This window comes from Pseudomonas sp. R15(2017), assembly GCF_002112685.1.
GTDB lineage: Bacteria > Pseudomonadota > Gammaproteobacteria > Pseudomonadales > Pseudomonadaceae > Aquipseudomonas > Aquipseudomonas glycinae.
Window position 1 is genome coordinate 386,310 of the sequence record NZ_NEII01000001.1, and the last position, 26,274, is coordinate 412,583.

The following is a 26,274-nucleotide window of genomic DNA, read 5'->3' on the forward strand; positions in this document are numbered from 1 at the left end:
GCTAGGCCGCAAACCGGATAAGGAGCGAATTGTGAAAGCGTGGATCATGTTGTTGCTGGCCCTGTCTCTGCCTGTGGCAGCGCTGGCCGAAGAAGCCAAAGAGGGCGAGGCGCCGAAGGTCAACTACATCACCCTGAGCCCGCCGTTCGTGGGCAACTACGGGCTCGATGGCACCCCGAAGCTCAAGGTCTACAAGGCCGACGTGGCACTGCGGGTGACCGGCGAAGAGGCGACCAAACTGGTCAAGGCCAACGAGCCGTTGATCCGTAATCAACTGGTGGCGCTGTTCACTCAGCAGACCACCGATGCGATGGGCAGCATCGAGGGCAAGGAAAAACTGCGTCAGGAAGCCTTGAAGCAGACCCAGCAGGTGATGAATGACGAGACCGGCAAGCCGGTGGTCGAGGATCTGTTGTTCAACAACCTGATCATTCAGTAAACATCGTCGCGGTTGTTCACGACGCCAGGCTCTTGCGAAACCGTGCCAGGGCGATGAAAAAGAACAGTAAACCGATCACGACCAGCGCCAGCAAATCAGGCCACACTACGCTCAGCCCGGCGTCGCGAAACAGGATCGCGGTGCCGAGGCTGACGAAGTGGGTGGACGGTGACCCTTGCATGACCCATTGCAACCACTGCGGCATGCTGTCCAGCGGTGTGCTGCCGCCCGACAACAGCAGCATCGGGATAATTACCGGGATGGCCAGCAGGCCGAACTGCGGTGTCGAACGCGCCAGCGTTGCCAGGAAGATACCCAGCGCGGTGCTGGCGAACAGATAAACGGCCGTGACCAGCAAAAACAGGCTCAATGAGCCGGATAAAGGTACGCCCAACGCACCTTTGACAATCACTTCCAGTGACAGCCAGGTGCATAGCACCACCACCAGCAGATTGCTCCAGACTTTCGCCAGCATGATTTCCAGTGCGGTCAGTGGCAGCACCAGCAAATGATCCAGGGTGCCGTGTTCGCGCTCGCGCAGGAGCGCGGTGCCGGTCAGAATGATCGCCAGAATGGTGATGTTGTTGACGATCTGAATCACGGCCAGAAACCAGCCGCCCTCAAGATTGGTATTGAACAGGGCTCGAGTCGTCAGTTGTACCGCAGACCCGGTCTGCACATCACCCTGGCCTGAATATGCCAATAATTCACGCTGAAATATTCGGCTGATGTAGCCGGCGCCCATGAACGCCTGGCTCATGGCGGTGGCGTCGACGTTGACTTGCAGGGCTGGCTGGCGACCCGCGAGCAGGTCGGTCTGAAAACCGGCGGGGATATTGATGACGAACGTGTATCGGCCGCTGTCCATGACTTCATCCAGTTGCTCGTAGGGCAGCGTTACCGGCGTCTGGAATTCCGGAGGCTGCAGCGCCTCAGCCAATTGGCGCGAAAGGGCGCTGTGATCCTCGTCGACAATCGCCACGCTGGCGTTATGCACGCCGATCACTGAACCGGCGGCTGGCATATAGATGGCCACGGTGAAGGCGTAGAACAGGAACAGCAGTAACACGCTGTCATGGCGCAGGCTCGTCAGTTCCTTGAGACCCAATCGCAGGATGTGTACGAGTTTGTGCATCAGGCCTCCTGCTTCTTCAGCATGATCAGGCTCAAGCCGGTGAACCCGATAAAAAAGCCGCCCAGCGCCAGACATTGTGGCCAGAGTTGACGCAGGTCCAGAGCTTTGGTGAACGTTCCTACGGCGATGTCGAGGAAGTGACCGGCCGGAAACAGCAAGCCCATCACGGCGGCGGCTCCTTCCAGCGAAGAACGCGGCACGATCAGACCCGAGAACTGGATGGTCGGCAGGCTGGTGATGATCATGGTGCCGAGGATCGCCGCGATCTGCGTTCGGGTGAACGCTGAAATCAGCAGGCCCATGCTGGTAGTGGCCAGTACATACAGCAGCCCGCCGAACGCAAGGGTCGGCAGGCTGCCCTTGAAGGGCACGCCGAACAGCCAGCGATTCATCGCCACGAGCACGGCGAGGTTGACCAGGCTGACCAGCAGATAGGGTAGTTGTTTGCCCAGCAGAAATTCGAGGCGGGTCAGGGGCGTGGCGTAGAAATTGGTGATCGAGCCCAGCTCTTTCTCGCGCACGATGCCGAGCGCAGTCAGCATCGCCGGAATGAAAGCCAGAATCAGCGCCATCACGCCGGGGCCGATGGCATTGACGCTGACCACATCCTGGTTATAGCGAAAGCGGGTCTGCAGCGTGGCCGGGGCTGGCAGGGTCAATGCCGGGCTGCTTTGTTCGGCAAGTTGCTCAAGATTGGCCAGATGGACGGCCTCGACGTAGTTGCGACTGGTCTCGGCGCGAAAGGGCATGCCGCCATCCAGCCACGCCGCGACTTCCGGTCGATGTCCGGCGTACAGGTCGCGGCCGAATCCGGGCGGGATCTCCAGCGCCAGCTTGATTTCCGAACGTTGCAGCCGGCGATGCAGAGCCTGTGCATCTTCGATGGGCGGCTGTTCGGCGAAATAGCGGGAGCCGCGGAAGGCCTCCAGATAGGCGCGGCTTTGTGGCGTTTGATCCTGGTCATACACGGCGAAGGCCAGGTTCTCTACATCCAGGGAAATCCCGAAGCCAAAAATCACCATCATGAAAATGGCACCCAGCAGTGCAAACGCCATGCGCACTTTGTCGCGGATCAGTTCTTTGCCTTCGCGGCGAGCCACTGCCGTCAGACGACCGAAACTGAAAACCTGCTCCCTGACGGAGCTGGCCGGCGCCTTCGGGGCCGGTGACGGCGCGGGAGGCGGAGCGGTTTCGGCACTACCCTGAGCCTGTTCAAGGCAGGTCACGAACGCCGCCTCCAGGGACTCGCCGCCAAACTGTTGTTGCAGTGCCGTCGGCGTGTCACAGGCCAGCACTTTGCCCGCGTGCATCAGGGAGATGCGGTCGCAACGCTGAGCTTCGTTCATGAAATGGGTGGAAAGGAAAATGGTCACGCCTTGATCACGGGACAGTTCGATCAACAGACGCCAGAAATCGTCTCGCGCCGCGGGATCAACTCCAGAGGTCGGCTCATCCAGAATCAGCACTTCCGGGCTGTGCAAGACCGCGACCGCCAGTGACAGGCGCTGGCGTATTCCCAGAGGCAAGGCCCCGGACGATTGATTGGCGACACCGTGCAGATCGAAGCGTTGAATCAGCGCGTCGATGCGCCGGGCGCTCTCGGTTTTCGGCAAATCGAACAGGCGTGCGTGCAGTTCAAGGTTCTGCCGCACGCTGAGTTCGCCATACAGCGAAAAGCTCTGAGACATGAATCCGACCCGTTTGCGCGTGGCCAGATCCTTCGCATCCACCGGATTGCCCAGCAGCGTTGCGCTACCTTCGCTGGCGGGCATCAGTCCGGTCAGGACTTTCATTGTGGTGGTCTTGCCGCAGCCATTGGAGCCAAGGAAACCGAAAATCTCGCCTCGCCCGATCGCGAAGCTGACGTGGTCCACAGCCGTAAAGTTGCCGAAACGCAACGTCAGGTCGTGAGCTTCGATGGCAATGTCGGTGTTGCCGGTATAAGGCGGGATGTGCAGCGGTTGAGTGGCGTGACGGCTTTCACCCTGAAAATGAGTGAAGGCGTCATCAAGCTTGCCGCTGGGCGTGACAGCAGCCAGTTCGCGGCTCAGACCGGTGGCGATCATCCGGCCGCCGTCGAGCATCAGGCAATGCTCGAATTGTTCAGCTTCCTCCATGTAGGCCGTGGCGACCAGCAGGGTCAGCTGCGGTCGTTGGCGCCGAACATCGTCGATCAACTCCCAGAACTTGCGGCGCGAGAGCGGATCGACGCCGGTGGTCGGCTCGTCGAGGATCAACAGATCCGGTTCGTGAATCAGTGCACAACACAGTCCGAGTTTCTGTTTCATGCCACCGGAGAGTTTGCCGGCCGGTCGATCGGCGAACCTCAGCAGATCAGTGGCGAGCAACAGGTTGTGCAGGCGCTGCGCGCTTTCGTCGGCGGAGAGGCCGAACAAGGTGGCGAAAAATTGCACGTTCTCGCGGATCGACAGTTCCGGGTACAGGTTGCCGCCCAATCCCTGCGGCATGAAAGCGATACGCGCGTACAGCGTGTTGCGGTGGCTGCGATCCTGGATCGGACCGCCAAGCACTTCCAGTTGCCCTTGCTGGAGGGCTTTCACGCCCGCAATCAGCCCCAACAGACTGGATTTGCCCGCTCCGTCAGGGCCAATCAAGCCGCAGCGGGTACCGGCCGGCAGGCTGAACGCGATGCCATCCAGGGCTTGCCGCTCGCCATAGCGGTGAGTGATGGCGTTCGCGTGAACCGCGACGCTGTTCATTGTAGATGTGCCGGCCAGTCGATCGGCGCGGTGCGCACATAGCCCGTGCCGGGCATGCCGGGCTTGGCCTGGGGGACGTCGCCAGGTCGGGTCAGGCGCAACTTGACGCGAAAGACCAGTTTTTGCCGCTCGTCGCGGGTTTCGACCTCTTTGGGTGTGAATTGCGATTTGGCCGCCACGAAACTGACTTTCGCCGGCAATGCCTGGTCGGGCAGGGCGTCGAGCAGGATCCGCGCTTCATCGCCGACCGCCAGACGCCCGGCGACGGAGGCCGGCAAGTAAAGATTCATGTATTGGTCGCCGGGATCGATCAGCAGCAGGACTCGGCCGCCGGCACCCAGCACTTCGCCGGGTTCGGCCATGCGCAGCTGGATCAGCCCGTCGATCGGCGCGCGCAGACGGCTGTCATCGATCTCGCTGGCCAGTTGCGCAACCTGGGCCTGGGCTGCACCGATGGCCGCGCTGACTGCAGCGACCTGTGCCCGGGCAGCAGTCACAGCAGCGCTAGCGGTGCCGATCCGTGATTGCAGTTGATCGATGACCTGCGCGCTGACAAAACCATGCTTGAACAACGACTGTGAGCGGCCAAGTTCCTGCTGGGCCAGCAGTTGCTCGCTCAGGCGCAACTGTACGTTGGCCTGGGCGGCGGCGAGGTTCTCGCGGGCGCGGATAACCTCGGCTTCGGCCTGATTGCGCTGGGCCTCGAGGGTTCGGGTGTCCATTCGAGCAAGCAGTTGCCCTTTGCTGACCTTGTCGCCTTCATCGACCAAGACCTCGGCGAGACGTCCCGGGGTCTTGCTGGCGATCTGCACTTGCGTGGCCTCGAGTCGCCCGTTTGCGCTGTGAAGCCCCTCGGGAAGGCGGTTGCTCATGGACTTCCAGTAGCCGAAGCCTCCGGCCGCCATCAACAACAGGATGAGGGCGCCGGCGTATAACAGAGAGGAGCGTCGGTACGTTGACATGAGGGCATCCTGCGGCTTGGGCGTTCAGTCTGACGGGTAAAGCGATGGCATCGCTTGATGTCTGTCAAATGATCGGCGACGCAGGCAGCGCTGAGTCATGTCAGTCGCAAGGGGCAACGCCTCTCAGCGCAAACCGAGTACTGCCGCCCACTGCTCGGCCGTCACCGGCATCACCGACAGTCGCGAGCCCTTCTGCACCAGCGGCATCTCGGCCAACGCGGTCTGCTGTTTCAGATAATCCAGCTTCAAGACCCGGCTGAAAGTTTCGACGTGGGCGACATCAATTGCGCTCCAGGCGTTTTTATCCGGGGTGGCTTTCGGGTCGTAGTAATGGCTTTGCGGTTCCAGTGCGGTGGGATCCGGGTACGCGGCTTCGATTATTTTGCCGATTCCGGTAATTCCCGGCTCCGGGCAGCTGGAGTGGTAGAAAAAGAATTCGTCTCCCACCGCCATGGCCCGCAGGAAATTGCGTGCCTGATAGTTGCGAACCCCGTCCCAGCGCGCTTTGCCGAGCTTTTCCAGGCCCTTGATCGAGAGCTCGTCGGGCTCGGATTTCATCAGCCAGTAGGCCATGGTGTGTGCTCCTCAAGCGGTCATTGGGCAGGTTGTCCGGCAATTTTATGACAAACCGACGGTCGGTTGACGTCAGCATTTGCGCAGAGGTTCACGTTGTCGCAAAATGCCGGCCTTTAAAGCTTGACGCTGCTGCACGGCCTACGAATGGAAACCGCTGCTGTCATCGTGATGATGTGCCTTGAGGGGGGCAATCGATGAAACGCAAACCGGATTTGCTGTGGACTTTGGTAATTTTGTTCGGTCTGGGCGTCGTGACCACCGGTTATGCGCAAAGTCTGTGGGCCAACAAGGCCGATGCACCGATTGAAGTGGCGCAACAAGTACAACAGTCGACAGCCTTCAAGCGCTGACACTGCCTTTTCGACGCCGCTGATCCGCGCGGCGTCTATCTCGCGAAATACCACGCCTTGTCTGTCACCGTTCCCTGCAACGGTACATCCCAGCTCGCTTGCGCGAGACGTTCGACTTTCTGACATTCATGGGCCAGGCCCAGCAGCGTCGGCTTGCGCCAGTTCTGTCGTCGGGCCAGATACGCCAGGCTGCGGTCGTAGAATCCGCCGCCCATACCCAGGCGTCCGCCGACATCGTCAAACCCCACCAGTGGCAACAACACCAGATCCAGCGCCCAGACCTTGCGCTGACGCGCCAGATTGGCGCGCGGTTCAAGAATGCGGTAACGGTTGGGTTTGAGTTTTTCGCCGGGGCGGATTTGCTGAAAGACCATTTTGGTCCGTGGCCAGGCACTGAGCACTGGCAGGTAGGTTTTCTTGCCCCGACGCTGGGCGGCGCGCAGCAACAGGCGCGGGTCGATTTCACCGTCGGTGGGCAGGTACAGGGAAATGTGTTTTGCCCGGCGAAAGTGCGGGTCTTGTGCCAGTTGTTTATACAGGCCTTCTGCGGCCTGGCGTTGTTCGCTTCGCGTCAGCGAGCGGCGGGCCTTGCGCAACAGGCGGCGCAGTTGGGGGCGGGGCAGCAACGCGGGTTCGGTCATGGTTCGGCTTCGGCAGGGTGGGACGAAAACGTACGCATAAAAAATCCGATGCCGGCATGCACCGGCATCGGATTCGAATCAGGCTCCCCGGATGAGCCGCTGTCGACTTAGCCCTTGAACCCGAGAGTTCAAGGTGGAGGATGCAGTAGGCTTTAAGGCTTTCCGTCTGGCGGACATGCACACCAGCCCAACGTGCAACCCCCAGGGTAGTGCAAATCGGCTCAGGGACATCGTCAACTGGCAAGCACCCCAGGGAGTGCGGCGAGTATAACTCAAGCGGCCTGGCGAATCAGCCCTTGCTGATGTCCGGATCGTCGGCCAGCACCAGATCGACACGATCGAGCAAGTCACGCACCTGTTCACGGGTCGAACCGCTGGCCTGGATGTCCGGACGCTCTTCTTTGTGCAAGAGATCGTGGGTGATGTTCAGCGCGGCCATCACGGCGATGCGGTCGGCGCCGATGACTTTGCCGCTGCTGCGGATTTCGCGCATCTTGCCGTCCAGATAGCGGGCGGCGCTGATCAGATTGCTGCGCTCTTCCTGGGGACAGATGATCGAATACTCTTTGTCGAGGATCTGCACGGTAACGCTATTGCTTGAACTCATGAGTCTTGCTCCAGGGCCTTGAGGCGCGAAATCATCGATTCGACCTTACGCCGGGCGATTTCGTTTTTTTCAATGAGGTGCGCGCGTTCCTCGCGCCAGGTCTTTTCCTGAGCATGTAAGAGTGCATTTTGACTCTTTAGTTGCTCGACTCGGGTAATCAGCAGTTCGAGTCTGGCCATCAGCGCTTGCAGGTCGGTGTCTTCCATTGTGTCCACTGATTCGGTCTGATGGGTTTGGCTGGCGGACAGCCTTTAATGGTCTTGGCGAGTCTGTCGATGTAGGATACAAGGCCTCATTCTAGACATAGCGCCGTCTGGCGCCTAGCTGCCCATGCCCATTCAGAATTCCCCGTACCAAGGCTTCGCCACCCTGCTGAACTCCAGCGGTCACTCCGTTTCGCCTGCCGAACTGCACGGCCTGTTGCTCGGCCGCAGTTGTGCCGGCGCCGGCTTCAATGCCGAAGAGTGGCTGATCGACGCCGCCGAGCTGCTTGAAAGCGAGCCGCAGGACAACGTTCGCAACGCGCTGATCGGTCTGCAAGAGATGGTCAAGAGCGAACTCACCGGCGACGACGTCACCGTGGTTCTGCTGCTGCCGAACGATGACGCACCTCTGGCCGAGCGCGCCGCCGCGCTGGGCGAATGGTGCCAGGGCTTCCTCACCGGTTTCGGCCTGAACTGCCGCGACAGCAGCATGCTGAGCACCGAAGCTACCGAAGTGTTGCAGGATTTGGCAGCGATCTCCCAGGTGCAAGACGCACTGGAAGAGTCCGAAGACGGCGAAAGCGACTATATGGAAGTCATGGAGTACCTGCGAGTAGCGCCGCTGCTGCTGTTCTCCGAAACCAAAAAGGCCGACGTGCCGCCAGCGGCCAAGCCGTCGCTGCACTGATCGCGTGCCAGGGAAAGCCATCTGCCCATGATCCATATCCCGAAAGCGGAATACGCCCGACGCCGCAAGGCGCTGATGGCGCAGATGGAACCCAACAGCATCGCGATCCTGCCAGCCGCCGCGGTCGCCATCCGCAACCGCGATGTCGAGCACGTCTATCGCCAGGACAGCGACTTCCAGTACCTCAGCGGTTTCCCCGAGCCACAGGCGGTCATCGTCCTGATGCCCGGTCGCGAACATGGCGAGTACGTGCTGTTCTGCCGTGAACGCAACGCCGAACGCGAACTCTGGGACGGCCTGCGCGCCGGCCAGGAAGGTGCGATCCGCGATTTCGGCGCCGATGACGCTTTCCCCATCACCGACATCGACGACATTCTGCCGGGCCTGATCGAAGGCCGCGACCGGGTGTATTCGGCGATGGGCAGCAACCCGGAATTCGACCGCCACCTGATGGACTGGATCAACGTGATCCGCTCCAAGGCGCACCTCGGCGCTCAGCCGCCGAACGAATTCGTTGCCCTGGATCACCTGCTGCACGACATGCGCCTGTATAAATCGGCGGCAGAAGTGAAGGTGATGCGCGAAGCGGCGCGGATTTCCGCCCAGGCTCACATCCGGGCGATGCAGGCCAGCCGTGCCGGGCTGTACGAGTACAGCCTCGAAGCCGAACTCGATTACGAGTTCCGCAAGGGCGGGGCGAAGATGCCGGCATACGGCTCGATCGTCGCTGCCGGGCGCAACAGCTGCATCCTGCATTACCAGCAAAATGACGCGCTGCTCAAGGACGGCGATCTGGTGCTGATCGACGCCGGTTGCGAGATCGACTGCTACGCCAGCGACATCACCCGCACCTGGCCGGTCAACGGCAAGTTTTCCGCCGAGCAGAAAGCGATCTACGAATTGGTGCTGGCCTCGCAGGAAGCGGCATTCGCCGAAATTGCTCCGAACAAGCACTGGAACCAGGCGCACGAAGCCACGGTTCGGGTGATCACCGCCGGGCTGGTGAAGCTGGGGTTGTTGCAGGGCGAAGTCGACGAATTGATCGCTACCGAGGCCTACAAGGCGTTTTATATGCACCGCGCCGGCCACTGGCTTGGGATGGATGTGCATGACGTCGGCGAATACAAGGTCGGCGGCGAATGGCGGGTGCTGGAAGTCGGCATGGCGCTGACCGTGGAGCCGGGCATCTACATCGCCCCGGACAATCAGAACGTAGCGAAGAAATGGCGCGGCATTGGCGTGCGCATCGAGGATGACGTGGTAGTGACCAAGAGCGGTTGTGAAATCCTGACCGGCGGCGTGCCGAAAACCGTCGCCGAGATCGAAGCCCTGATGGCGCAAGCACGGACCTGCGCGGCATGAGTCGGGTCAATCTGGCAATCATCGGTGGCGGTCTGGTCGGTGCCAGTCTGGCGTTGGCCTTGCAGGCCGGGGCCAAGGCCCGTGGCTGGAAGATCGTGCTGATCGAACCGTTCGCCCCCGGTGATACGTGGCAGCCAAGCTATGACGCACGTTCGTCGGCGCTGTCCTTCGGCTCCCGACAGATCTATCAACGGCTGGGCGTTTGGCAGGAAATCTCCCGCCGCGCCGAGCCGATCAAGCAGATTCATGTGTCCGACCGTGGTCGTTTCTCCACCGCTCGCCTGTCGGCGATGGAAGAGGGCGTCCCGGCGCTCGGTTACGTGGTGGAAAACGCCTGGCTCGGCCAGTGCCTGTGGCAGCACCTCGACAAAGAGGTGATCAGTTGGCGCTGCCCGGCGGAAGTTTCCCGCATGGAGCCGCTGCCCGACGGCTATCGCCTGACCCTCAACGATGAAACCACGGTCGAGTGCGATCTGGCGGTGCTCGCCGATGGCGGCCGTTCCGGTCTGCGCGAGCAACTGGGCATCAACGTACGCAAGCGTCCGTATAACCAGAGCGCGCTGATCGCCAACATCACGCCGAGCGAAGCGCACAACGGCATGGCCTTCGAGCGCTTCACCGACGAAGGTCCGATGGCGCTGCTGCCGCTGCCGGAAAACCGCTGCGCGCTGGTCTGGACCCGTCTGGGCATGGACGCGCAACGGCTGGCCGACCTGAGCGAACGTGATTTCCTCAGCGAGCTGCAAGGCGTGTTCGGTTACCGCCTCGGCACCCTGAAGCAGGTCGGCGCGCGACATCTGTATCCGCTGTCGCTGGTGGAAGCCGAAGAGCAGGTGCGCTCGCATCTGGCCGTGCTCGGCAACGCCGCCCACAGCCTGCACCCGATTGCCGGGCAGGGTTTCAACCTGTCCCTGCGCGATGCCGATGCGTTGGCCGCCGCGCTGCTGGCCAGCGACAAACCGCTGGGAGATTTCGCCACGCTGCAGGCCTATCGCGAGCGTCAGCGTCTCGATCAGGACCTCACCGTCGGTTTCTCCGATCAGGTTACGCGCCTGTTCGGCAGCACTCAGCCGCTGGTGTCGCTGGGGCGCAACATCGGCCTGCTCGGCCTCGATCTGCTGCCACCGGCCAAACGCTGGTTCGCCCGTCAGGCCATGGGGCTGGGGACGCGGCCGGATGCGTGAGTGGCTGATCAGACGGTTTGGCAAGGCGCGGCTGATGCGCTGGATCATGACGCTCTACCCGCCGTACTTCGGCGCCGGTGTCCGGGTGCAGCACATCAGCGATGACTTTCGTGACATCCAGGTCTCGATGGGCCTGGGCTGGTACAACCGCAATTACGTCGGCACCCAGTTCGGCGGCAGTCTGTATTCGATGGTCGATCCGTTCTTCATGTTGATGCTCATGGAGAACCTCGGCTCGCGCTACATCGTCTGGGACAAGGCCGCCGACATTGATTTCATATCGCCGGGCAAAGGCCCGGTGTTCGCCCGGTTCAACATCGACGACACCCTGCTCGACGAGATCCGTCGGCAGACCGCCAGTGGCGAGAAATACCTGCCGCAGTTGCAGGTCGACATTCATGACGGCGCCGGCAACCTGGTGGCGCGGGTCGGTAAAACCCTTTACGTGCGGCTCAAGCCGCCAGCGAGACAGGCTTAAAGCATGGAAATGCGCGCGGATGTGCTGATTGTCGGAGCCGGAATGGTCGGCAGCGCCCTGGCGCTGGCGTTGCAGGGCAGCGGGCTGGAAGTCCTGCTGCTCGACGGCAGCCCGTTGAGCGTCAAACCCTTCAATGGCGACGCACCGTTCGAGCCACGGGTGAGCGCACTGTCGGCGGCCAGCCAGCGGATCCTCGATCGCCTCGGCGTATGGGACGGTATCGTCAATCGACGCAGCAGCCCTTACACCGACATGCACGTCTGGGACGGCAGCGGCACCGGCCAGATTCATTTCTCGGCCAGCAGCGTGCACGCCGATGTGCTCGGCCACATTGTCGAAAACCGCGTGGTCCAGGATGCCTTGCTCGACCGTCTGCACGATTGCGACCTGGGCCTGCTGGCCAACGCGCGGCTGGAGCAGATGCGCCGTTCCGGTGACGACTGGCTGCTGACCCTGGCCGACGGCCGCACCTTGCGCGCGCCGCTGGTGATCGCGGCAGACGGCGCCAATTCTGCGGTGCGCCGTCTGACCGGTGTCGCCACTCGCGAGTGGGATTACCTGCATCACGCCATCGTCACCAGCGTGCGCAGCAGCAAGCCGCACCGCATGACCGCGTGGCAGCGTTTCACCGATCACGGGCCGCTGGCGTTTTTGCCGCTGGAGCGTGACGGTCAGCAGGACTGGTGCTCGATCGTCTGGTCGACCACGCCGAGCGAAGCCGAACGGCTGATGGCGCTGGAGGAAGCGGACTTCTGCCGTGAGCTGGAGCGCGCGTTCGAAGGTTGCCTCGGCGAGGTCATCAGCGCCGACCCGCGCCTGTGTGTGCCGCTGCGTCAGCGTCACGCCAAGCGCTACGTGGCCGAAGGCCTGGCGCTGATCGGCGATGCCGCACACACCATTCACCCGTTGGCGGGGCAGGGTGTGAACCTGGGTTTCCTCGACGCCGCGGTGCTGGCTGAGGTGCTGTTGCAAGCCAACGAACGTGGCGAACGCCTGGCGGACGTAAAAGTCCTGAGCCGCTACGAGCGTCGGCGCATGCCGCACAATCTGGCGCTGATGGCGGCGATGGAAGGCTTCGAGCGGTTGTTCCAGGCTGACCCGCTGCCGCTGCGCTGGCTGCGCAACACCGGGCTGAAAATCGTCGAGCAGATGCCCGAGGCCAAGGCGTTGTTTGTGCGTGAAGCATTGGGGCTGACCGGGGACTTGCCGGCCCTGGCCAAGGCCTGACGACGGTCGTGCAACATCTGGTAACTCCTTGGGAAAGTGATCGATTGAGCTCGTAAATGTGAGTCCTTATCATTTGGGCCACTTTTCCCGACCGAGAGACCGCTCCCATGTTGGCATCCAAGCGTGTTCTGACCGCACTGGCCCTGACCCTGATCGGCAGCACTGCCGCCCAGGCCGCCGACGAGGTGGTGGTCTACTCCTCGCGTATCGATGAGCTGATCAAGCCGGTGTTCGATGCCTACACCGCCAAGACCGGGGTGAAGATCAAGTTCATCACCGACAAGGAAGCGCCGCTGATGCAGCGGATCAAGGCCGAAGGCGAGAACGCCACCGCCGACCTGCTTTTGACCGTCGATGCCGGCAACCTCTGGCAGGCCGAGCAGATGGGCATTCTCCAGCCGTTTACCTCGAAAACCATCGACGCCAACATTCCCCTGCAATATCGCTCCTCCAGCCACGCCTGGACCGGCCTGAGCCTGCGCGCGCGGACCATCGCCTATTCCACCGAACGGGTGAAACCGGGCGAACTGACCACCTACGAAGCATTGGCCGACAAGAACTGGGAAGGCCGCCTGTGCCTGCGCACGGCGAAGAAGGTCTACAACCAGTCGCTGACCGCCACCATGATCGAAGTCCACGGTGCCGAAAAAACCGAGAAGATCCTCAAGGGCTGGGTCAACAACCTGTCCACCGACGTGTTCTCCGACGACGTCGCGGTGCTGGAAGCGATCAACGCTGGCCAGTGCGACGTCGGCATCGTCAACACTTACTACTACGGCCGCCTGCACAAGCAGAAGCCGGAACTGCCGGTGAAGCTGTTCTGGCCGAATCAGGCGGATCGTGGTGTACACGTCAACCTGTCGGGCATCGGCCTGACCAAACATGCGCCGCACCCGGAAGCCGCCAAGGCGCTGGTCGAGTGGATGACCACGCCTGAGGCGCAGAAGATCTTTGCCGATGTGAACCAGGAATTCCCGGCGAATCCGGGGGTGAAGCCTTCGGAAGAAGTGGCGGCGTGGGGGCAGTTCGTGGCTGATACGCTGCCGGTTGAAGTGGCGGGCAAGCGTCAGGCTGAAGCGATCCGGATGATGGATCGGGCGGGTTGGAACTGAGTTTTTACATACAACAACATTGATCGTTCCCACGCTCTGCGTGGGAATGCAGTCCCCGACGCTCTGCGTCGCATCATCGACAGCGTGACGCGGAGCGTCACAGAATGTGTGCCCACGCAAAACGTGGGCACAATCATTTGAACGAGACTGTTTCCTTGGCCCACCCCGCCCAACGCCGCTGGTACCCCATCGTCTTCGCCATCGCCGCGTTGGTGCTGCTCCCCCTCAGCGTGCTCCTGCTCTCATGGCAAACCATCGACCACCAGATCTGGTCGCACCTGTGGGAAACCCAGATGCCACGCCTGCTGGGCAACACCCTGACGCTGGTATTCGGCGTCGGTCTCGGTGTGACACTGATCGGCGTAAGCCTCGCCTGGCTCACCAGCCTCTGCGAATTCCCCGGCCGCCGCTGGCTCGACTGGGCACTGATGCTGCCGTTCGCCATCCCGGCCTACGTGCTGGCGTTCGTGTTCGTCGGCCTGCTGGACTTCGCAGGCCCGGTACAAACCCTGCTGCGAGAATGGTTCGGCACTGGCCTGCGCCTGCCGCGAGTGCGCTCCACCGGCGGGGTGATTCTGGTGTTGGTGCTGGTGTTTTATCCCTATGTCTACCTGCTGGCGCGCACCGCATTTCTCGCGCAGGGCAAGGGATTGATGGAAGCTGCACGAGTCCTCGGCCAGTCACCGTGGCAAGCGTTCTGGCGTGTGGCATTGCCGATGGCGCGGCCGGCCATCGGTGCCGGCGTGGCACTCGCACTGATGGAAACCCTGGCGGATTTCGGCGCGGTGTCGGTGTTCAACTTCGACACCTTCACCACTGCGATCTACAAGACCTGGTACGGCTTCTTCAGCCTGCCCAGCGCTGCGCAACTGGCCAGCCTGTTGCTGCTGGTGGTGATGCTGGTGTTGTACGGCGAACGTCGCGCGCGTGGCGCCAATCGGGCAAGCAATGAGCGGCCACGGGTCAAGGCGCTGTATCACCTGCGCGGGCCCAAGGCCTGGGCGGCGACCGGCTGGTGCGGTCTGGTGTTCGCCTGTGCATTTGTCATTCCGGTGCTGCAACTGGTGGTGTGGTTCTGGCAGCGCGGGCGCTTCGATCTGGATGAGCGCTACGCCGGGCTGATTCTCCATACGCTGTATCTGGGCGGCATGGCCGCGTTGATCACAGTCAGCGTGGCGATGTTGCTGGCCTTCGCCCGGCGTCTGGCGCCGACCCGGACGATCAACTCCGCAGTCGGTCTGGCCAATCTCGGTTATGCCTTGCCGGGCTCGGTGCTGGCGGTGTCGATCATGCTCGCGTTCAGTTATCTGGACCGGGAGCTGGTGATTCCGCTGTCCGGCTGGCTTGGCGGGGCGGGCAAGCCGTTGCTGCTGGGCAGTCTGGCGGCGTTGCTGCTGGCGTATCTGGTGCGGTTCGTGGCCGTGGCCTATGGGCCGCTGGAAAGCAGTCTGGCGCGTATACGGCCTTCTTTGCCTGAAGCGGCACGTAGCCTGGGTGTCAGTGGGCCGCGACTGTTTTTCAAAGTGTATCTGCCGTTGCTGCTGCCCGGCACGCTCAGCGCCGCGCTGCTGGTGTTCGTCGACGTGCTCAAGGAAATGCCCGCCACCCTGCTGATGCGCCCGTTTGGCTGGGACACGCTGGCGGTGCGGATCTTCGAAATGACCAGCGAAGGCGAATGGGCGAGGGCGTCGTTGCCGGCGCTGACGTTAGTGCTGGTCGGTCTGTTGCCGGTCATCGGTTTGATCCGACGCTCGGCGCACAGAAACACTTAGTCGTCAGTCCTGAATCATGCGGCTACAATGCGCGGCATTCGGTGCGGTCCGTCTGACAGACCCTGTCGCTGAAATCGGCTGAAAGCCCTTTTTGACAGGGTTTTCCGATCCGTGCAGCAGCGCCCCGCACCTTCGCCACGCCCGGAAGGAGAAACCCATGGGACAGCGTACGCCTCTGTATGACCTGCATCTCGCCCTTGGCGCGAAGATGGTCGATTTTGGCGGTTGGGACATGCCTCTGCATTACGGCTCGCAGGTCGAGGAACACCATCAGGTGCGTCGCGATTGCGGGGTGTTCGATGTTTCCCACATGACCGTGATCGATGTCACCGGCCCCCAGGCCAAGGTCTGGCTCCAGCATTTGCTGGCCAATGACGTCGAACGCCTGCACAGCCCCGGCCGTGCGTTGTACAGCACCATGCTCAACGAGCGCGGCGGTATCGTCGACGACATGATCGTCTACCGCCTCGAGGACGGTTATCGTCTGGTGGTCAACGCCTCCACCCGCGATCAGGACCTGGCCTGGATGCAGGCACAGTTGGGCAGCTTCGATGTTCAGATGACCGAACGCTCCGAGCTGGCGATGCTCGCCATTCAAGGTCCCCATGCCCGGCACAGGATTGCCGAGCTGGTGACCCAGTCCCGCGCCAACCTGATCCAGATGCTCAAGCCTTTCGAGGGCCACGTCGACGGCGACTGGTTCATTGCGCGCACCGGCTACACCGGTGAGGACGGTCTGGAAATCGCCCTGCCGGCCGATCAGGCCCCCGGGTTCTTCAACGATCTGGTGGGCGCCGGCATTTCCCCCATCGGCCTCGGTGCCCGCGACACGCTGCGGGTCGAGGCCGGCATGAATCTCTACGGTCAGGACATCCACCAGGACGTTTCGCCTCTGGCCTCGAACATGGCCTGGAGCATCGCCTGGGAGCCGGCCACGCGTCGGTTCATCGGTCGCGATGCGCTGGAGGCGGAAAAAACCGCCGGCGTGCAGCACAAACTGGTCGGCCTGGTGCTTGAAGAGCGCGGGGTTTTGCGGGCCCATCAGGTGGTTCGTATCGCTGATGTTGGCGAAGGGGAGATCACCAGTGGTAGTTTCTCTCCTACGCTTAGCAAGTCGATTGCCCTGGCGCGTGTACCGATGGCGACTGCCGACCGCGCCGAAGTGGAAATCCGTGGCAAGTGGTATCCGGTACGCGTGGTCAAACCGACCTTTGTCCGTCACGGCAAAACCTTGATCTAAACCTTTTCCGGCGGGCACGACCGCTGACAATTTCTTGAGGACACCGAGCATGAGCAACATCCCAGCTGAACTGCGTTTTGCCGAAAGTCATGAATGGGCGCGTCTGGAAGCCGACGGCACCGTCACCGTGGGCATCAGCGATCATGCCCAGGAAGCGTTGGGTGATGTGGTGTTTGTCGAGCTGGCAGAAGTGGGCAAGGTGTTCGCCGCCGGTGATACCGCCGGTGTCGTCGAGTCGGTGAAGGCCGCTTCCGACATCTACTCCCCGGTCGGTGGCGAAGTGATTGCCGTCAACGAAGACCTGGCCGGTTCGCCGGAAGAACTGAACAACGACCCGTACGCCGCGTGGATCTTCAAGCTCAAGCCAAGCGACAAGGCCGAGCTGGACAAGCTGCTCGATGCTGCCGCCTACAAGGCTGCCATCGGCGAATAAGCTTCACGCAACACCGCAAAGCCCCGACCCGTCGGGGCTTTTTTCTGCCCGGGACTTTGGCCGTCGGGGTGGCTGCTATGCTGGTTTGACCGTGTTGCATTGACGCCGAGCCGCCAGCCAAGAGAGAGCCCGTCATGTCCCAGTTGCTATCCCTGAGCCAGTTACGCGATCCCCATGCCTTTCTGCGCCGCCACCTCGGCCCCGATGCTGCCGAGCAACAGGCGATGCTGGACAGCCTCGGCCTCGGCAGCCGGGTCGAGCTGATCGAACAGACCGTGCCGCCGGGCATTCGCCTCAACCGCGAGCTGGACCTGCCACCGGCGCTGGACGAGCAGGCAGCGCTGGCCAGACTGCGCGGTTATGCCGAACAGAACCAGGTATGGACCAGCCTGATCGGCATGGGCTACCACGGCACCCTGACCCCGACCGTCATCCTGCGCAACGTGCTGGAAAATCCCGGCTGGTACACCGCCTACACGCCTTACCAACCGGAAATCGCCCAAGGCCGGCTCGAAGCGTTGCTCAACTTTCAGCAACTGACCATTGACCTCACCGGCCTTGAACTGGCCAACGCTTCGCTGCTCGATGAAGCCACCGCCGCGGCAGAAGCCATGGCCTTGGCCAAACGTGTGGCAAAGTCGAAAAGCAATCTGTTCTTCGTCGACGAAAACTGTCATCCCCAGACCATTTCCGTGGTGCAGACCCGCGCCGAAGGCTTCGGCTTCGAGCTGATCGTCGACGCTGTGGATAACTTGAAGCAGCACCAGGTGTTCGGCGCACTGCTGCAATACCCCGACACCCACGGCGAAGTCCGCGACCTGCGGCCGCTGATCGATCACCTGCACGCGCAGCAGGCGCTGGCCTGCGTGGCGGCCGATCTGCTCAGTCTGTTGCTGCTGACCCCGCCGGGCGAACTGGGTGCCGACGTGGTGTTCGGTTCATCCCAGCGCTTCGGCGTGCCGATGGGGTACGGCGGCCCGCACGCGGCGTTTTTCGCCAGCCGCGAGGAATACAAACGGGCGATACCGGGACGGATCATCGGCGTGTCGAAAGATGCCCGTGGCAACGTCGCGCTGCGCATGGCCCTGCAAACCCGCGAGCAGCATATTCGTCGGGAGAAGGCCAATTCGAACATCTGCACCGCCCAGGTGTTGCTGGCCAATATCGCCAGTTTCTATGCGGTCTATCACGGCCCGGAAGGACTGAAACGAATCGCCCAGCGCGTGCACCGGCTGACCTGCATTCTCGCTGCCGGGCTTGAGCGCCATGGCATCCAGCGTCTCAACCGACACTTCTTCGACACCCTGACGCTGGACGTGGGCGGGGCGCAAACCGCGATCATCGAAAGCGCCCAGGCCGCGCAGATCAACCTGCGCATCCTCGGTCGTGGCCAACTGGGTCTGAGCCTCGACGAGGCCTGTGATGAAAACACCGTGGCCAGACTGTTCGATGTGCTGCTGGGCGCCGATCACGGGTTGAGCATCGATGATCTCGACGCCGAAACGCTGGCCTACGGCATTCCCGACACGCTGCAGCGCAGCACGCCGTACCTGCGTCACCCGGTGTTCAACGCCCACCACAGCGAAACCGAGATGCTGCGCTACCTCAAGCAACTGGAGAACAAGGATCTGGCGCTCAACCAGTCGATGATCCCTCTGGGCTCCTGCACCATGAAACTCAACGCCACTAGCGAGATGATCCCCATCACCTGGCCGCAATTCGCCAATCTGCACCCGTTCGTGCCCCGGGAGCAGGCCGTTGGTTACACGCTGATGATCGAGGAGCTGGAGCGCTGGCTGTGCGCGATCACCGGGTTCGATGCGATCTGCATGCAGCCCAACTCCGGCGCCCAGGGCGAGTACGCCGGGCTGCTGGCGATCCGCAAATACCACGAGAGCCGCCAGCAGGGCGGGCGGGATATCTGCCTGATCCCTTCTTCGGCCCACGGCACCAACCCGGCCTCGGCGCAGATGGCCGGGATGCGCGTGGTGATTGTCGAGTGTGACGACGCTGGCAATGTCGATCTGGAGGACTTGAAAGCCAAGGCGTCCGAGGCCGGGGCCAGGCTGTCGTGCCTGATGGCGACTTACCCGTCGACCCACGGCGTGTACGAGGAAGGCATCAGCGAAATCTGCGAAGTTATCCACCAGCACGGCGGCCAGGTTTACATGGACGGCGCCAACCTCAACGCTCAGGTCGGGCTGGCGCGGCCGGCGGACATCGGCGCCGACGTGTCACACATGAACCTGCACAAGACCTTCTGCATTCCCCACGGCGGAGGCGGGCCGGGCATGGGGCCGATTGGCGTGCGTGCGCACCTGGCGCCATTCGTTGCCAACCATCCGGTGATCCCGATCGACGGGCCGCAACCGCAGAACGGAGCGGTCAGCGCCGCGCCATGGGGCAGTGCGAGCATTCTGCCGATCAGCTGGATGTACATCGCGATGATGGGGCCGCAACTGGCGGATGCCAGCGAAGTGGCGATCCTCGCGGCGAATTACCTGGCGCAGCACCTGTCCGGTGCGTTCCCTGTTCTGTACACCGGTCGCAACGAGCGGGTCGCCCACGAATGCATTCTGGATCTGCGCCCGCTGAAAGCGCAGACCGGCATCAGCGAAGAGGACGTCGCCAAGCGCCTGATGGATTACGGCTTCCACGCGCCGACCATGTCGTTCCCGGTGCCGGGCACCTTGATGGTCGAGCCGACCGAGAGCGAGTCCAAGGCCGAACTGGATCGCTTCATCGGCGCGATGCTGAGCATTCGCGCAGAAATCACCGAGGTGCAGAACGGCAACTGGCCGGCCGAGGACAACCCGCTCAAACGGGCACCGCATACCCTGGCCGATATAACCGGCGTGTGGGAACGGCCGTACAGCATCGAGCAGGGCATCACGCCGGATGCGCACACCAAGGCGCACAAATATTGGCCGGCGGTGAACCGGGTCGATAACGTCTATGGCGACCGCAACCTGTTCTGTGCCTGTGTGCCGGTTGACGATTACCGCTGATCAGCGGGCAAAAAAATGCCGCTCGTGTGAGCGGCATTTTTGTTTGTCCGGAAGGTTATTCCGACGCCACGGCGTTCTTCGCCAGAATCGCGTTCGCCAGTTCCATGTCGGTGGCCTGCAGGCCCGGGTTGTCGGCGCGGACTTTCTGCATCGCGGCTTCCAGGTACGGGCCACGGATACCGCCGTCGCTGGCGACGAAGCTGCCGGCGTCGTCCTGGGCGGCAACGATCAGTTTGTGATCCTTGAAAGTCAGGTAGGTCGAGCCGGTGGTGGCACCGGACGAAATGACGTTACGCCAAAAGCTGTCGGCCATCGCTGAACCAACAGGGAGGGACAGCAAGGCGAGGGTAGCGACAGCAAGTTTGAGACGCATGTTGGGTGACTCCACTGGTGTTGAATAACCGGTTGGATCGTCGTTTCCCCGATCCGGTTCCGTGAGCACTTATTTCTGCTCGCTCTGTGGTGTCACCCGCAATACTTCTTCAAGGGTTGTCAGCCCCGCCGCAACTTTCTGCGCGCCGGACAATCGCAGGCTGCGCATGCCTTCCTTGAACGCCTGCCGGCGGATCGCGGTGAGATCGGTGTCGGGGCTGATCAAGGCCTTGAGGCTGTCGCTCAGTTGCATGATTTCGTAGACCCCGGCGCGACCGTGATAACCGGTGTCACGGCACTCCAGGCAACCGATGGCCCGTTGCGCATTGCCCGGCAGCGGTGCCTGCCACGGCCGGGTCAGGGTTTGCCAGTCTTCTTCGTCCAGAGTCAGCGGCGCCTTGCAGTGCGGGCAAAGGGTTCGCACCAGTCGTTGCGCCATGACGCCGAGCACGGTGGCCTTGATCAGGTAATGCGGCACGCCGAGTTCCAGCAGGCGGCTGATGGCGCTCGGCGCATCGTTGGTGTGCAGGGTCGAGAGCACCAGGTGTCCGGTCAACGCCGCCTGGATCGCCATTTCGGCCGTTTCCAGATCGCGGATCTCGCCGATCATGATGATGTCCGGGTCCTGCCGCATCAGCGCACGCACGCCGGCGGCGAACGTCAGGTCGATGTTGTGCTGGACCTGCATCTGGTTGAAGGCCGGCTCGACCATCTCGATCGGGTCTTCGATGGTGCAGAGGTTGACCTCCGGAGTCGCCAGTTTTTTCAGCGTGGTGTACAGCGTGGTGGTCTTGCCGGAACCGGTCGGCCCGGTGACCAGGATGATGCCGTTGGGCTGGCGGGTCATGTCCTGCCAGCGCCGCAGGTCGTCGGCAGAAAAGCCGAGCTGATCGAAATCCTTGAGCAGCACTTCCGGGTCGAAGATCCGCATCACCATTTTTTCGCCGAACGCGGTGGGCAGGGTCGACAGCCGCAACTCGACTTCACCGCCGTCCGGAGTCTTGGTCTTGACCCGGCCGTCCTGGGGTTTGCGCTTCTCGGCGACGTTCATCCGGCCAAGGCTTTTCAGGCGACTGACGATGGCCATCGTCACCTGCGGCGGGAATTGATAGACGTTGTGCAGCACGCCGTCGATGCGAAAACGCACCGTGCCTTGCTCGCGCCGGGGTTCGATGTGGATATCGCTGGCCCGTTGCTGGAAGGCGTACTGGAACAGCCAGTCGACGATGTTGACGATGTGCGCGTCGTTGGCGTCGGGCTCCTGATCGCTGGCGCCGAGGTTGAGCAACTGTTCGAAGTTGCCGAGGTTGCCGCCCTGCGCATCGGCATTGCTGGCGCCGCTGACCGATTTGGCGAGGCGAAAGAATTCGACGCTGAAACGCTGAATGTCCGCCGGGTTGGCCACCACCCGTTTGATCGGCAGTTTCAGGACGTGAGTCAGATCGGCCTCCCAGCCGCTGACGTAGGGCTGAGCGCTGGCCACGGTTACTGCATCGCGATCGACCGACACCGCGAGAATCTTGTGGCGCTGGGCGAAGGCATAGGACATCAGCGGCGTGATGGCGGCGACGTTGATCTTCAGCGGGTCGATCCGCAGGTACGGCTGGCCGGCCTGCTGCGCCAGCCACAGCGTCAGGCTTTCCAGGTCGAGGTGTTTGCCCGGACGACTGAGATCGTCCAGTTGCTGGCTGGCGATGAATTCCAGCGGGTGTTTCTGGCCGTGGGCGGCATGCCGACGCCGGGCGTTGAGCGCTTGATCCGCCGAGTCCTGGCAGATGAAGCCTTGGGCGACCAGTTCACGCAGTACCTCATTGAGATCCAGCCAGCGATCCTGAGTGGCGAGTTGAACGGACATGCGGGCTCCTTTTGAACGACAGTGCGCAAAGGATAGTCGTGGCCCTGCCGACCGTTGGGCCACTACCCGACGAAGACGTTTCGGTTCTTGTCAGCCGGCCGCCTGCGCCGGTGCATCCCACGCCGCGTCGGGGTTTTGCAGGTTCACCGAGCAGACGCTGATCAGGTTACGAAGTTTTTCCGCGATCACCTGGGCGCGGTGCCAGCTCAGGCCACCCATGATGATGTCGATCGACAGCAGATCGTCCAGCCGCTGGACATTGACCTGCTCCGGCGTGAGGCACTGCAAGGCGAACAGGTTCAGCACCCGCACCAGCAAATCCGGCTCGGCCTCAGCCAGGATCTGATATTGCGCAAGGCAATGGGCGTTGCTGGCGTGCCACACATCGGCACGGGGCGCAGGTGTGTTGACGGCTTCGAGGTGTGGCATGACAGGTCTCCGGAATCAGTGGAGGAATTTTTACATTCGATGCCGGGCATTTCTTGTCTAAGATGAGCTGAACAGGCGATTGAACAGGTATATCAATTCGCTACTGGGTGATTTTGAGGATTATTTATGCATAGCGATCTGGACAGCTACGACCGGCGCATTCTCGCCCTGCTGCAAGAGGACGCTTCCTTGTCCAGCGCACAGATCGCCGAACAGGTGGGCCTGTCACAGTCGCCGTGCTGGCGGCGGATTCAGCGGATGAAGGAGGAGGGGATCATTCGGGGTCAGGTGACCTTGCTCGATCGCAAGAAGATCGGTCTGAACACGCAGATCTTCGCCGAGATCAAACTCAACGCCCACGGCCGGTCGAACTTCACTGAGTTCACCGAGGCGATTCGCGGCTTTCCCGAAGTGCTGGAGTGTTACGTGCTGATGGGGGCGGTGGATTTCCTGCTGCGGATCGTCGCGGCGGACATCGAGGCGTATGAGCGGTTCTTCTTCGAGAAGCTGTCGCTGGTGCCGGGGATTCAGGAAGTGAACTCGATTGTGGCGTTGTCGGAGATCAAGTCCACGACCAGTTTGCCGGTACTGCGCTGATCACGCGGGGGATGATCGTTCCCACGCTCCGCGTGGGAATGCCTCAATGGACGCTCTGCGTCCGCTTTGGGACGCGGAGCGTCCCGGGCTGCATTCCCACGCAGAGCGTGGGAACGATCTTTCGCCGGAATTACATGCGCAGCAGCATTTTCCAGGCGCGGTTCTGGTACACCGCAATCGCCTGATGCTTGCGTGCATCGAGCAGCTCTTCGGTGATGGTCGGCTCGTTGGCCAGTTGCGCCAGTTTGTTCAGCTCGCCGTACAGACGATCCATTTCCGGGATTTCCAGCACGTTGCGCGCGTGGTGCAGCCAGACCTGGATGCGTTCGATGCGCGGCAGTTGCTCGGCCAGATCTTCCGGCTGCTGCTGATAACGCTGCAGTTGCAGCGAAGTGGCTTCTTCGCCCAGCAGGCGCGGCAGCCAGCTTTGCAACTGCGCGGCACCCTGGCGGTTGCCACGGGTGTTGCGGTCGGCAGCCCAGGTGCGGGCCAGCAACCAGCGCGAAGCGTTCAGCGAGAACAGGCCCCAGCGCGGATCTTCCAGCTCTTCGAGGAACTGCTCCGGCGCGGCTTTGCGCACGTCTTCGTCTTCGATGCCGACCTGTACCAGCGGACGCCAGTCTTCCAGCAGGGCATCAAGGGCAACGCGCAGGTCGTGGGTCGACGCACGCGGCGCGGCCTGGCCGAGGCTGCTTAGCAGGGCGCGCATTTCCGCGAGGTTCTCGACCCAGTCCTGCAGCAGGCGCCAGTGGCCGTTGAAACGATACTGTTCGGCCAGACGCTGACTACTGCCGAGCAAGTGCCAGGCCAGGGCGGCGAAGGCGTCGTCCAGCGGGGTTTCGGCGGTAATGGCCGGCGCCGGCAGGCTCAGCGAGTAGCTGTTGGCGTCATACAGGCGATAGCCGCGCTCGGCCTTGCTGATGTCGCACGGCATCAGGGCCAGGGTTTCGGCCAGTTCGGCAGCCAGTTCCAGCAGCGCGGCAGGCTCGCCTTCGCGCAGTTCCAGTTCCAGCTCGCAGATTTCTTCTTTCTGTTTGCCGACTACCACGTGGCCCAGATCCAGCGCGGCTTCGATGACCACTTTGGTCTTGCCACGGCCCCAGGCGATTTCGGCGCGTTCGCGGACAAAATCGGTGGTGAAGATCGGCTTCAGGGTTTTCTTGTCCAGCTCGGCGAGGGACTCGGGCCAGCATTCGCCGTCGAGTTTCTTCACGTCGAGCTTGGCTTTGGGCAGGTTCCAGTCGTACTCGTTACGCTCGGACAGGCCGGCGACGCTCTGGCCACGGGTCTTGAGGGTTTGAATCACCTCTTCGCCGTCCTTGCGCAGGCGCAGGGCAACCTTGGCCCGGGCCAGGTCACGCTCAGGCGTGTCGAAGTACTGATTCATCAACTCACGGCGTTCCCAGCCACTTTTGTTGCGTTTTTTCAGGAGAGGGTGCTCGCGCAGGGCGGCGAGGGTTTCGCGGCTGACGCGGAGTTTGATTTCGGTTTCTTTCTGCATGGCCGGAAAATCCAGGATCGGGAGCGCAGCCGGGGGAATGTGTGGCTGCCAAGGTCGTGCAGTGTACAGGACTGAACCTTCCTACGCTTTGCGGCGGTTTATTCTCGGCGCCGGATGGTTCTATGATGAACCTCAATCCGGGAGTTGGAGTCAGCGATGCCTTTGCCGTCCATGCAAGACCAGTTCGCTGCACTGATCGCCGCGCCGTCGGTCAGCTGCACCCAGCCGGGCCTCGACCAGTCCAACCGGGCGGTGATCGATCTGCTCGCCGGATGGCTGGGAGATCTGGGCTTCAGTTGCGACATCCAGCAGGTCAGCCCCGGAAAATTCAATCTGCTCGCCAGTTTCGGCAGCGGCCCCGGCGGGCTGGTGCTGGCCGGACACAGCGACACGGTGCCGTACGACGATGCGCTGTGGAAAACCGACCCGCTGAAACTCACCGAAGTCGATGGTCGCTGGGTCGGTCTCGGCAGTTGTGACATGAAGGGCTTCTTCGCCCTGATCATCGAAGCCGTGCAACCGCTGCTCGATCAATCGTTCAAGCAGCCGCTGCTGATCCTCGCCACCTGCGATGAAGAAAGTTCGATGTCCGGTGCCCGGGCGCTGGCCGAAGCGGGGCGGCCGCTGGGCCGGGCGGCGGTGATCGGCGAGCCGACCGGGCTCAAGCCGATCCGCATGCACAAGGGCATCATGATGGAGCGCATTGATATCCTCGGGCAGAGCGGCCATTCGTCGGATCCGCGTCTGGGACACAGCGCCCTCGAAGCGATGCACGATGCCATCGGCGAGCTGCGCGGCCTGCGCCTGCTGTGGCAGCGCGAATTCAACAACCCGCAGTTCAGCGTGCCGCAGCCGACCATGAACTTCGGCTGTATCCACGGTGGCGACAACCCCAACCGTATCTGCGGCCAGTGTTCACTGGAGTTCGACCTGCGGCCGTTGCCGGGGATGGACCCGAAAGTCTTGCGCAGCGAGATTCTGCGCAAGCTCAACCCGGTCGCCGAACGGCATAAAGTGAAGATCGATTACGCGCCGCTGTTTCCCGAAGTGCCGCCGTTCGAGCAGGCCGAAGACGCGGAACTGGTGCGAATTGCCGAAAAACTCACCGGCCACACGGCCGAAGCGGTAGCGTTCGGCACCGAAGCGCCTTATCTTCAGCGCCTTGGCTGCGAAACCATCGTGCTCGGCCCTGGCGACATTGCCTGTGCGCACCAGCCGGACGAGTACCTCGAAATGTCACGTTTGCAGCCTACCGTGCATCTATTGCGGCAGTTGATCGAACATTACTGTCTCAAAACTGTATAAATTGCCCACACACCCACCCGTATTCATGAGGAGAGCGCGCGTGTCGCCAAGCCTGTTCCGACGATAACCATCAGCCCG

The 26,274-nt window shown here is 62.2% G+C and carries 25 protein-coding genes and 1 other RNA gene; 14 read left to right on the plus strand and 12 right to left on the minus strand.

Annotation, left to right across the window (positions count from 1 at the left end; translation table 11 throughout):
• Positions 1–31 precede the first annotated feature (31 nt).
• Complete coding sequence (locus CAF77_RS01820; protein WP_007951814.1) at positions 32–439, plus strand: flagellar basal body-associated protein FliL; 408 nt, start codon at positions 32–34, stop codon at positions 437–439.
• Positions 440–455: 16 nt separating this feature from the next.
• On the opposite strand, the gene CAF77_RS01825 is transcribed toward CAF77_RS01820, so the two are convergent.
• The 4 genes from CAF77_RS01825 to CAF77_RS01840 form a co-directional block, all read right to left on the minus strand.
• Positions 456–1,574, minus strand: coding sequence for an ABC transporter permease (locus CAF77_RS01825; protein WP_064379942.1), 1,119 nt, complete (start codon positions 1,572–1,574; stop codon positions 456–458).
• Positions 1,574–4,294, minus strand: a complete 2,721-nt coding sequence (gene rbbA, locus CAF77_RS01830; protein WP_085653956.1) for a ribosome-associated ATPase/putative transporter RbbA — start codon at positions 4,292–4,294, stop codon at positions 1,574–1,576. The genes CAF77_RS01825 and rbbA overlap by 1 nt, the downstream gene beginning before the upstream one ends.
• Positions 4,291–5,256 carry an HlyD family secretion protein gene (locus tag CAF77_RS01835; RefSeq protein WP_011336474.1) on the minus strand — a complete coding sequence of 322 codons (966 nt, stop codon included), beginning with the start codon at positions 5,254–5,256 and terminating at the stop codon, positions 4,291–4,293. The genes rbbA and CAF77_RS01835 overlap by 4 nt, the downstream gene beginning before the upstream one ends.
• 123 nt (positions 5,257–5,379) lie before the next feature.
• Complete coding sequence (locus CAF77_RS01840) at positions 5,380–5,829, minus strand: EVE domain-containing protein (protein ID WP_085653957.1); 450 nt, start codon at positions 5,827–5,829, stop codon at positions 5,380–5,382.
• 197 nt (positions 5,830–6,026) lie between these two features.
• Between CAF77_RS01840 and CAF77_RS29260 the strand changes: the two genes are divergently transcribed.
• On the plus strand, positions 6,027–6,182 hold the full coding sequence (locus tag CAF77_RS29260; RefSeq protein ID WP_007911192.1) for a hypothetical protein: 156 nt from the start codon (positions 6,027–6,029) through the stop codon (positions 6,180–6,182).
• Between the two features lie 35 nt (positions 6,183–6,217).
• On the opposite strand, the gene CAF77_RS01845 is transcribed toward CAF77_RS29260, so the two are convergent.
• From CAF77_RS01845 to CAF77_RS01860, 4 genes are all read right to left on the minus strand, one after another.
• Entirely contained in the window at positions 6,218–6,823 is a 606-nt protein-coding gene (locus tag CAF77_RS01845) for a 5-formyltetrahydrofolate cyclo-ligase (protein WP_064379953.1), read from the minus strand.
• A gap of 80 nt (positions 6,824–6,903) precedes the next feature.
• A non-coding RNA gene (gene ssrS / locus CAF77_RS01850) (6S RNA) lies at positions 6,904–7,082 on the minus strand.
• 30 nt (positions 7,083–7,112) lie between these two features.
• Positions 7,113–7,430: a cell division protein ZapA gene (locus tag CAF77_RS01855; RefSeq protein ID WP_007951811.1), complete on the minus strand. Its 318-nt coding sequence runs from the start codon at positions 7,428–7,430 to the stop codon at positions 7,113–7,115.
• Entirely contained in the window at positions 7,427–7,636 is a 210-nt protein-coding gene (locus CAF77_RS01860; RefSeq protein ID WP_064379955.1) for a TIGR02449 family protein, read from the minus strand. The genes CAF77_RS01855 and CAF77_RS01860 overlap by 4 nt, the downstream gene beginning before the upstream one ends.
• Positions 7,637–7,760: 124 nt before the next feature.
• On the opposite strand from CAF77_RS01860, the gene CAF77_RS01865 reads away from it, so the two are divergent.
• The 10 genes from CAF77_RS01865 to gcvP all read left to right on the plus strand — a co-directional run bounded on the left by CAF77_RS01865 (position 7,761) and on the right by gcvP (position 20,137).
• On the plus strand, positions 7,761–8,321 hold the full coding sequence (locus tag CAF77_RS01865; RefSeq protein WP_007951810.1) for a YecA family protein: 561 nt from the start codon (positions 7,761–7,763) through the stop codon (positions 8,319–8,321).
• A gap of 27 nt (positions 8,322–8,348) precedes the next feature.
• Positions 8,349–9,683 carry a Xaa-Pro aminopeptidase gene (gene pepP / locus CAF77_RS01870; RefSeq protein ID WP_007951809.1) on the plus strand — a complete coding sequence of 445 codons (1,335 nt, stop codon included), beginning with the start codon at positions 8,349–8,351 and terminating at the stop codon, positions 9,681–9,683.
• Complete coding sequence (ubiH, locus tag CAF77_RS01875) at positions 9,680–10,867, plus strand: 2-octaprenyl-6-methoxyphenyl hydroxylase (RefSeq protein ID WP_064379959.1); 1,188 nt, start codon at positions 9,680–9,682, stop codon at positions 10,865–10,867. The genes pepP and ubiH overlap by 4 nt, the downstream gene beginning before the upstream one ends.
• On the plus strand, positions 10,860–11,345 hold the full coding sequence (locus tag CAF77_RS01880) for a DUF4442 domain-containing protein (RefSeq protein ID WP_085653958.1): 486 nt from the start codon (positions 10,860–10,862) through the stop codon (positions 11,343–11,345). Before ubiH ends, CAF77_RS01880 begins: the two co-directional genes overlap by 8 nt.
• Positions 11,346–11,354: 9 nt before the next feature.
• On the plus strand, positions 11,355–12,572 hold the full coding sequence (locus CAF77_RS01885) for a 2-octaprenyl-3-methyl-6-methoxy-1,4-benzoquinol hydroxylase (protein ID WP_170928911.1): 1,218 nt from the start codon (positions 11,355–11,357) through the stop codon (positions 12,570–12,572).
• A gap of 107 nt (positions 12,573–12,679) precedes the next feature.
• A complete protein-coding gene (locus tag CAF77_RS01890; protein ID WP_064379966.1) occupies positions 12,680–13,684 on the plus strand; it encodes an extracellular solute-binding protein in 1,005 nt (334 codons plus the stop codon).
• Positions 13,685–13,839: 155 nt separating this feature from the next.
• Positions 13,840–15,456, plus strand: coding sequence for an iron ABC transporter permease (locus CAF77_RS01895; RefSeq protein ID WP_085653959.1), 1,617 nt, complete (start codon positions 13,840–13,842; stop codon positions 15,454–15,456).
• Positions 15,457–15,613: 157 nt separating this feature from the next.
• Entirely contained in the window at positions 15,614–16,696 is a 1,083-nt protein-coding gene (gcvT, locus tag CAF77_RS01900) for a glycine cleavage system aminomethyltransferase GcvT (RefSeq protein WP_085653960.1), read from the plus strand.
• A gap of 49 nt (positions 16,697–16,745) precedes the next feature.
• The gene (gene gcvH, locus CAF77_RS01905) at positions 16,746–17,129 is read left to right on the plus strand and encodes a glycine cleavage system protein GcvH (RefSeq protein ID WP_011336464.1); all 384 of its coding nucleotides are present in this window, start codon (positions 16,746–16,748) and stop codon (positions 17,127–17,129) included.
• A gap of 134 nt (positions 17,130–17,263) precedes the next feature.
• Positions 17,264–20,137: an aminomethyl-transferring glycine dehydrogenase gene (gcvP, locus tag CAF77_RS01910; protein ID WP_085653961.1), complete on the plus strand. Its 2,874-nt coding sequence runs from the start codon at positions 17,264–17,266 to the stop codon at positions 20,135–20,137.
• Between the two features lie 55 nt (positions 20,138–20,192).
• On the opposite strand, the gene CAF77_RS01915 is transcribed toward gcvP, so the two are convergent.
• The 3 genes from CAF77_RS01915 to CAF77_RS01925 form a co-directional block, all read right to left on the minus strand.
• Positions 20,193–20,510 (minus strand): DUF2388 domain-containing protein, encoded by a 318-nt coding sequence (locus tag CAF77_RS01915; protein ID WP_007951791.1) that lies wholly within the window; start codon positions 20,508–20,510, stop codon positions 20,193–20,195.
• Between the two features lie 69 nt (positions 20,511–20,579).
• A complete protein-coding gene (locus CAF77_RS01920) occupies positions 20,580–22,364 on the minus strand; it encodes a GspE/PulE family protein (protein WP_085653962.1) in 1,785 nt (594 codons plus the stop codon).
• Between the two features lie 90 nt (positions 22,365–22,454).
• A complete protein-coding gene (locus CAF77_RS01925) occupies positions 22,455–22,793 on the minus strand; it encodes a hypothetical protein (RefSeq protein WP_085653963.1) in 339 nt (112 codons plus the stop codon).
• A 126-nt stretch (positions 22,794–22,919) separates the two neighbouring features.
• On the opposite strand from CAF77_RS01925, the gene CAF77_RS01930 reads away from it, so the two are divergent.
• Positions 22,920–23,390, plus strand: a complete 471-nt coding sequence (locus CAF77_RS01930; protein ID WP_064379977.1) for an Lrp/AsnC family transcriptional regulator — start codon at positions 22,920–22,922, stop codon at positions 23,388–23,390.
• Positions 23,391–23,520: 130 nt separating this feature from the next.
• Here CAF77_RS01930 and CAF77_RS01935 read toward each other — a convergent pair whose 3' ends face one another.
• Positions 23,521–24,891: an inorganic triphosphatase gene (locus CAF77_RS01935; protein WP_085653964.1), complete on the minus strand. Its 1,371-nt coding sequence runs from the start codon at positions 24,889–24,891 to the stop codon at positions 23,521–23,523.
• A 156-nt stretch (positions 24,892–25,047) separates the two neighbouring features.
• Here CAF77_RS01935 and argE point away from each other — a divergent pair, with 156 nt between their 5' ends.
• Positions 25,048–26,196 carry an acetylornithine deacetylase gene (gene argE / locus CAF77_RS01940; protein WP_064379981.1) on the plus strand — a complete coding sequence of 383 codons (1,149 nt, stop codon included), beginning with the start codon at positions 25,048–25,050 and terminating at the stop codon, positions 26,194–26,196.
• Positions 26,197–26,274: the final 78 nt, after the last annotated feature.

Bases quoted from the DNA above. Each gene is read 5' to 3' on its own strand.
- CAF77_RS01825 (WP_064379942.1), bottom strand. From the start codon at position 1,574: ATGCACAAACTCGTACACATCCTGCGATTGGGTCTCAAGGAACTGACG.
- rbbA (WP_085653956.1), bottom strand. From the start codon at position 4,294: ATGAACAGCGTCGCGGTTCACGCGAACGCCATCACTCACCGCTATGGC.
- CAF77_RS01835 (WP_011336474.1), bottom strand. From the start codon at position 5,256: ATGTCAACGTACCGACGCTCCTCTCTGTTATACGCCGGCGCCCTCATC.
- CAF77_RS01840 (WP_085653957.1), bottom strand. From the start codon at position 5,829: ATGGCCTACTGGCTGATGAAATCCGAGCCCGACGAGCTCTCGATCAAG.
- CAF77_RS29260 (WP_007911192.1), top strand. From the start codon at position 6,027: ATGAAACGCAAACCGGATTTGCTGTGGACTTTGGTAATTTTGTTCGGT.
- CAF77_RS01845 (WP_064379953.1), bottom strand. From the start codon at position 6,823: ATGACCGAACCCGCGTTGCTGCCCCGCCCCCAACTGCGCCGCCTGTTG.
- CAF77_RS01855 (WP_007951811.1), bottom strand. From the start codon at position 7,430: ATGAGTTCAAGCAATAGCGTTACCGTGCAGATCCTCGACAAAGAGTAT.
- CAF77_RS01860 (WP_064379955.1), bottom strand. From the start codon at position 7,636: ATGGAAGACACCGACCTGCAAGCGCTGATGGCCAGACTCGAACTGCTG.
- CAF77_RS01865 (WP_007951810.1), top strand. From the start codon at position 7,761: ATGCCCATTCAGAATTCCCCGTACCAAGGCTTCGCCACCCTGCTGAAC.
- pepP (WP_007951809.1), top strand. From the start codon at position 8,349: ATGATCCATATCCCGAAAGCGGAATACGCCCGACGCCGCAAGGCGCTG.
- ubiH (WP_064379959.1), top strand. From the start codon at position 9,680: ATGAGTCGGGTCAATCTGGCAATCATCGGTGGCGGTCTGGTCGGTGCC.
- CAF77_RS01880 (WP_085653958.1), top strand. From the start codon at position 10,860: ATGCGTGAGTGGCTGATCAGACGGTTTGGCAAGGCGCGGCTGATGCGC.
- CAF77_RS01885 (WP_170928911.1), top strand. From the start codon at position 11,355: ATGCGCGCGGATGTGCTGATTGTCGGAGCCGGAATGGTCGGCAGCGCC.
- CAF77_RS01890 (WP_064379966.1), top strand. From the start codon at position 12,680: ATGTTGGCATCCAAGCGTGTTCTGACCGCACTGGCCCTGACCCTGATC.
- gcvT (WP_085653960.1), top strand. From the start codon at position 15,614: ATGGGACAGCGTACGCCTCTGTATGACCTGCATCTCGCCCTTGGCGCG.
- gcvH (WP_011336464.1), top strand. From the start codon at position 16,746: ATGAGCAACATCCCAGCTGAACTGCGTTTTGCCGAAAGTCATGAATGG.
- gcvP (WP_085653961.1), top strand. From the start codon at position 17,264: ATGTCCCAGTTGCTATCCCTGAGCCAGTTACGCGATCCCCATGCCTTT.
- CAF77_RS01915 (WP_007951791.1), bottom strand. From the start codon at position 20,510: ATGCGTCTCAAACTTGCTGTCGCTACCCTCGCCTTGCTGTCCCTCCCT.
- CAF77_RS01920 (WP_085653962.1), bottom strand. From the start codon at position 22,364: ATGTCCGTTCAACTCGCCACTCAGGATCGCTGGCTGGATCTCAATGAG.
- CAF77_RS01925 (WP_085653963.1), bottom strand. From the start codon at position 22,793: ATGCCACACCTCGAAGCCGTCAACACACCTGCGCCCCGTGCCGATGTG.
- CAF77_RS01930 (WP_064379977.1), top strand. From the start codon at position 22,920: ATGCATAGCGATCTGGACAGCTACGACCGGCGCATTCTCGCCCTGCTG.
- CAF77_RS01935 (WP_085653964.1), bottom strand. From the start codon at position 24,891: ATGCAGAAAGAAACCGAAATCAAACTCCGCGTCAGCCGCGAAACCCTC.
- argE (WP_064379981.1), top strand. From the start codon at position 25,048: ATGCCTTTGCCGTCCATGCAAGACCAGTTCGCTGCACTGATCGCCGCG.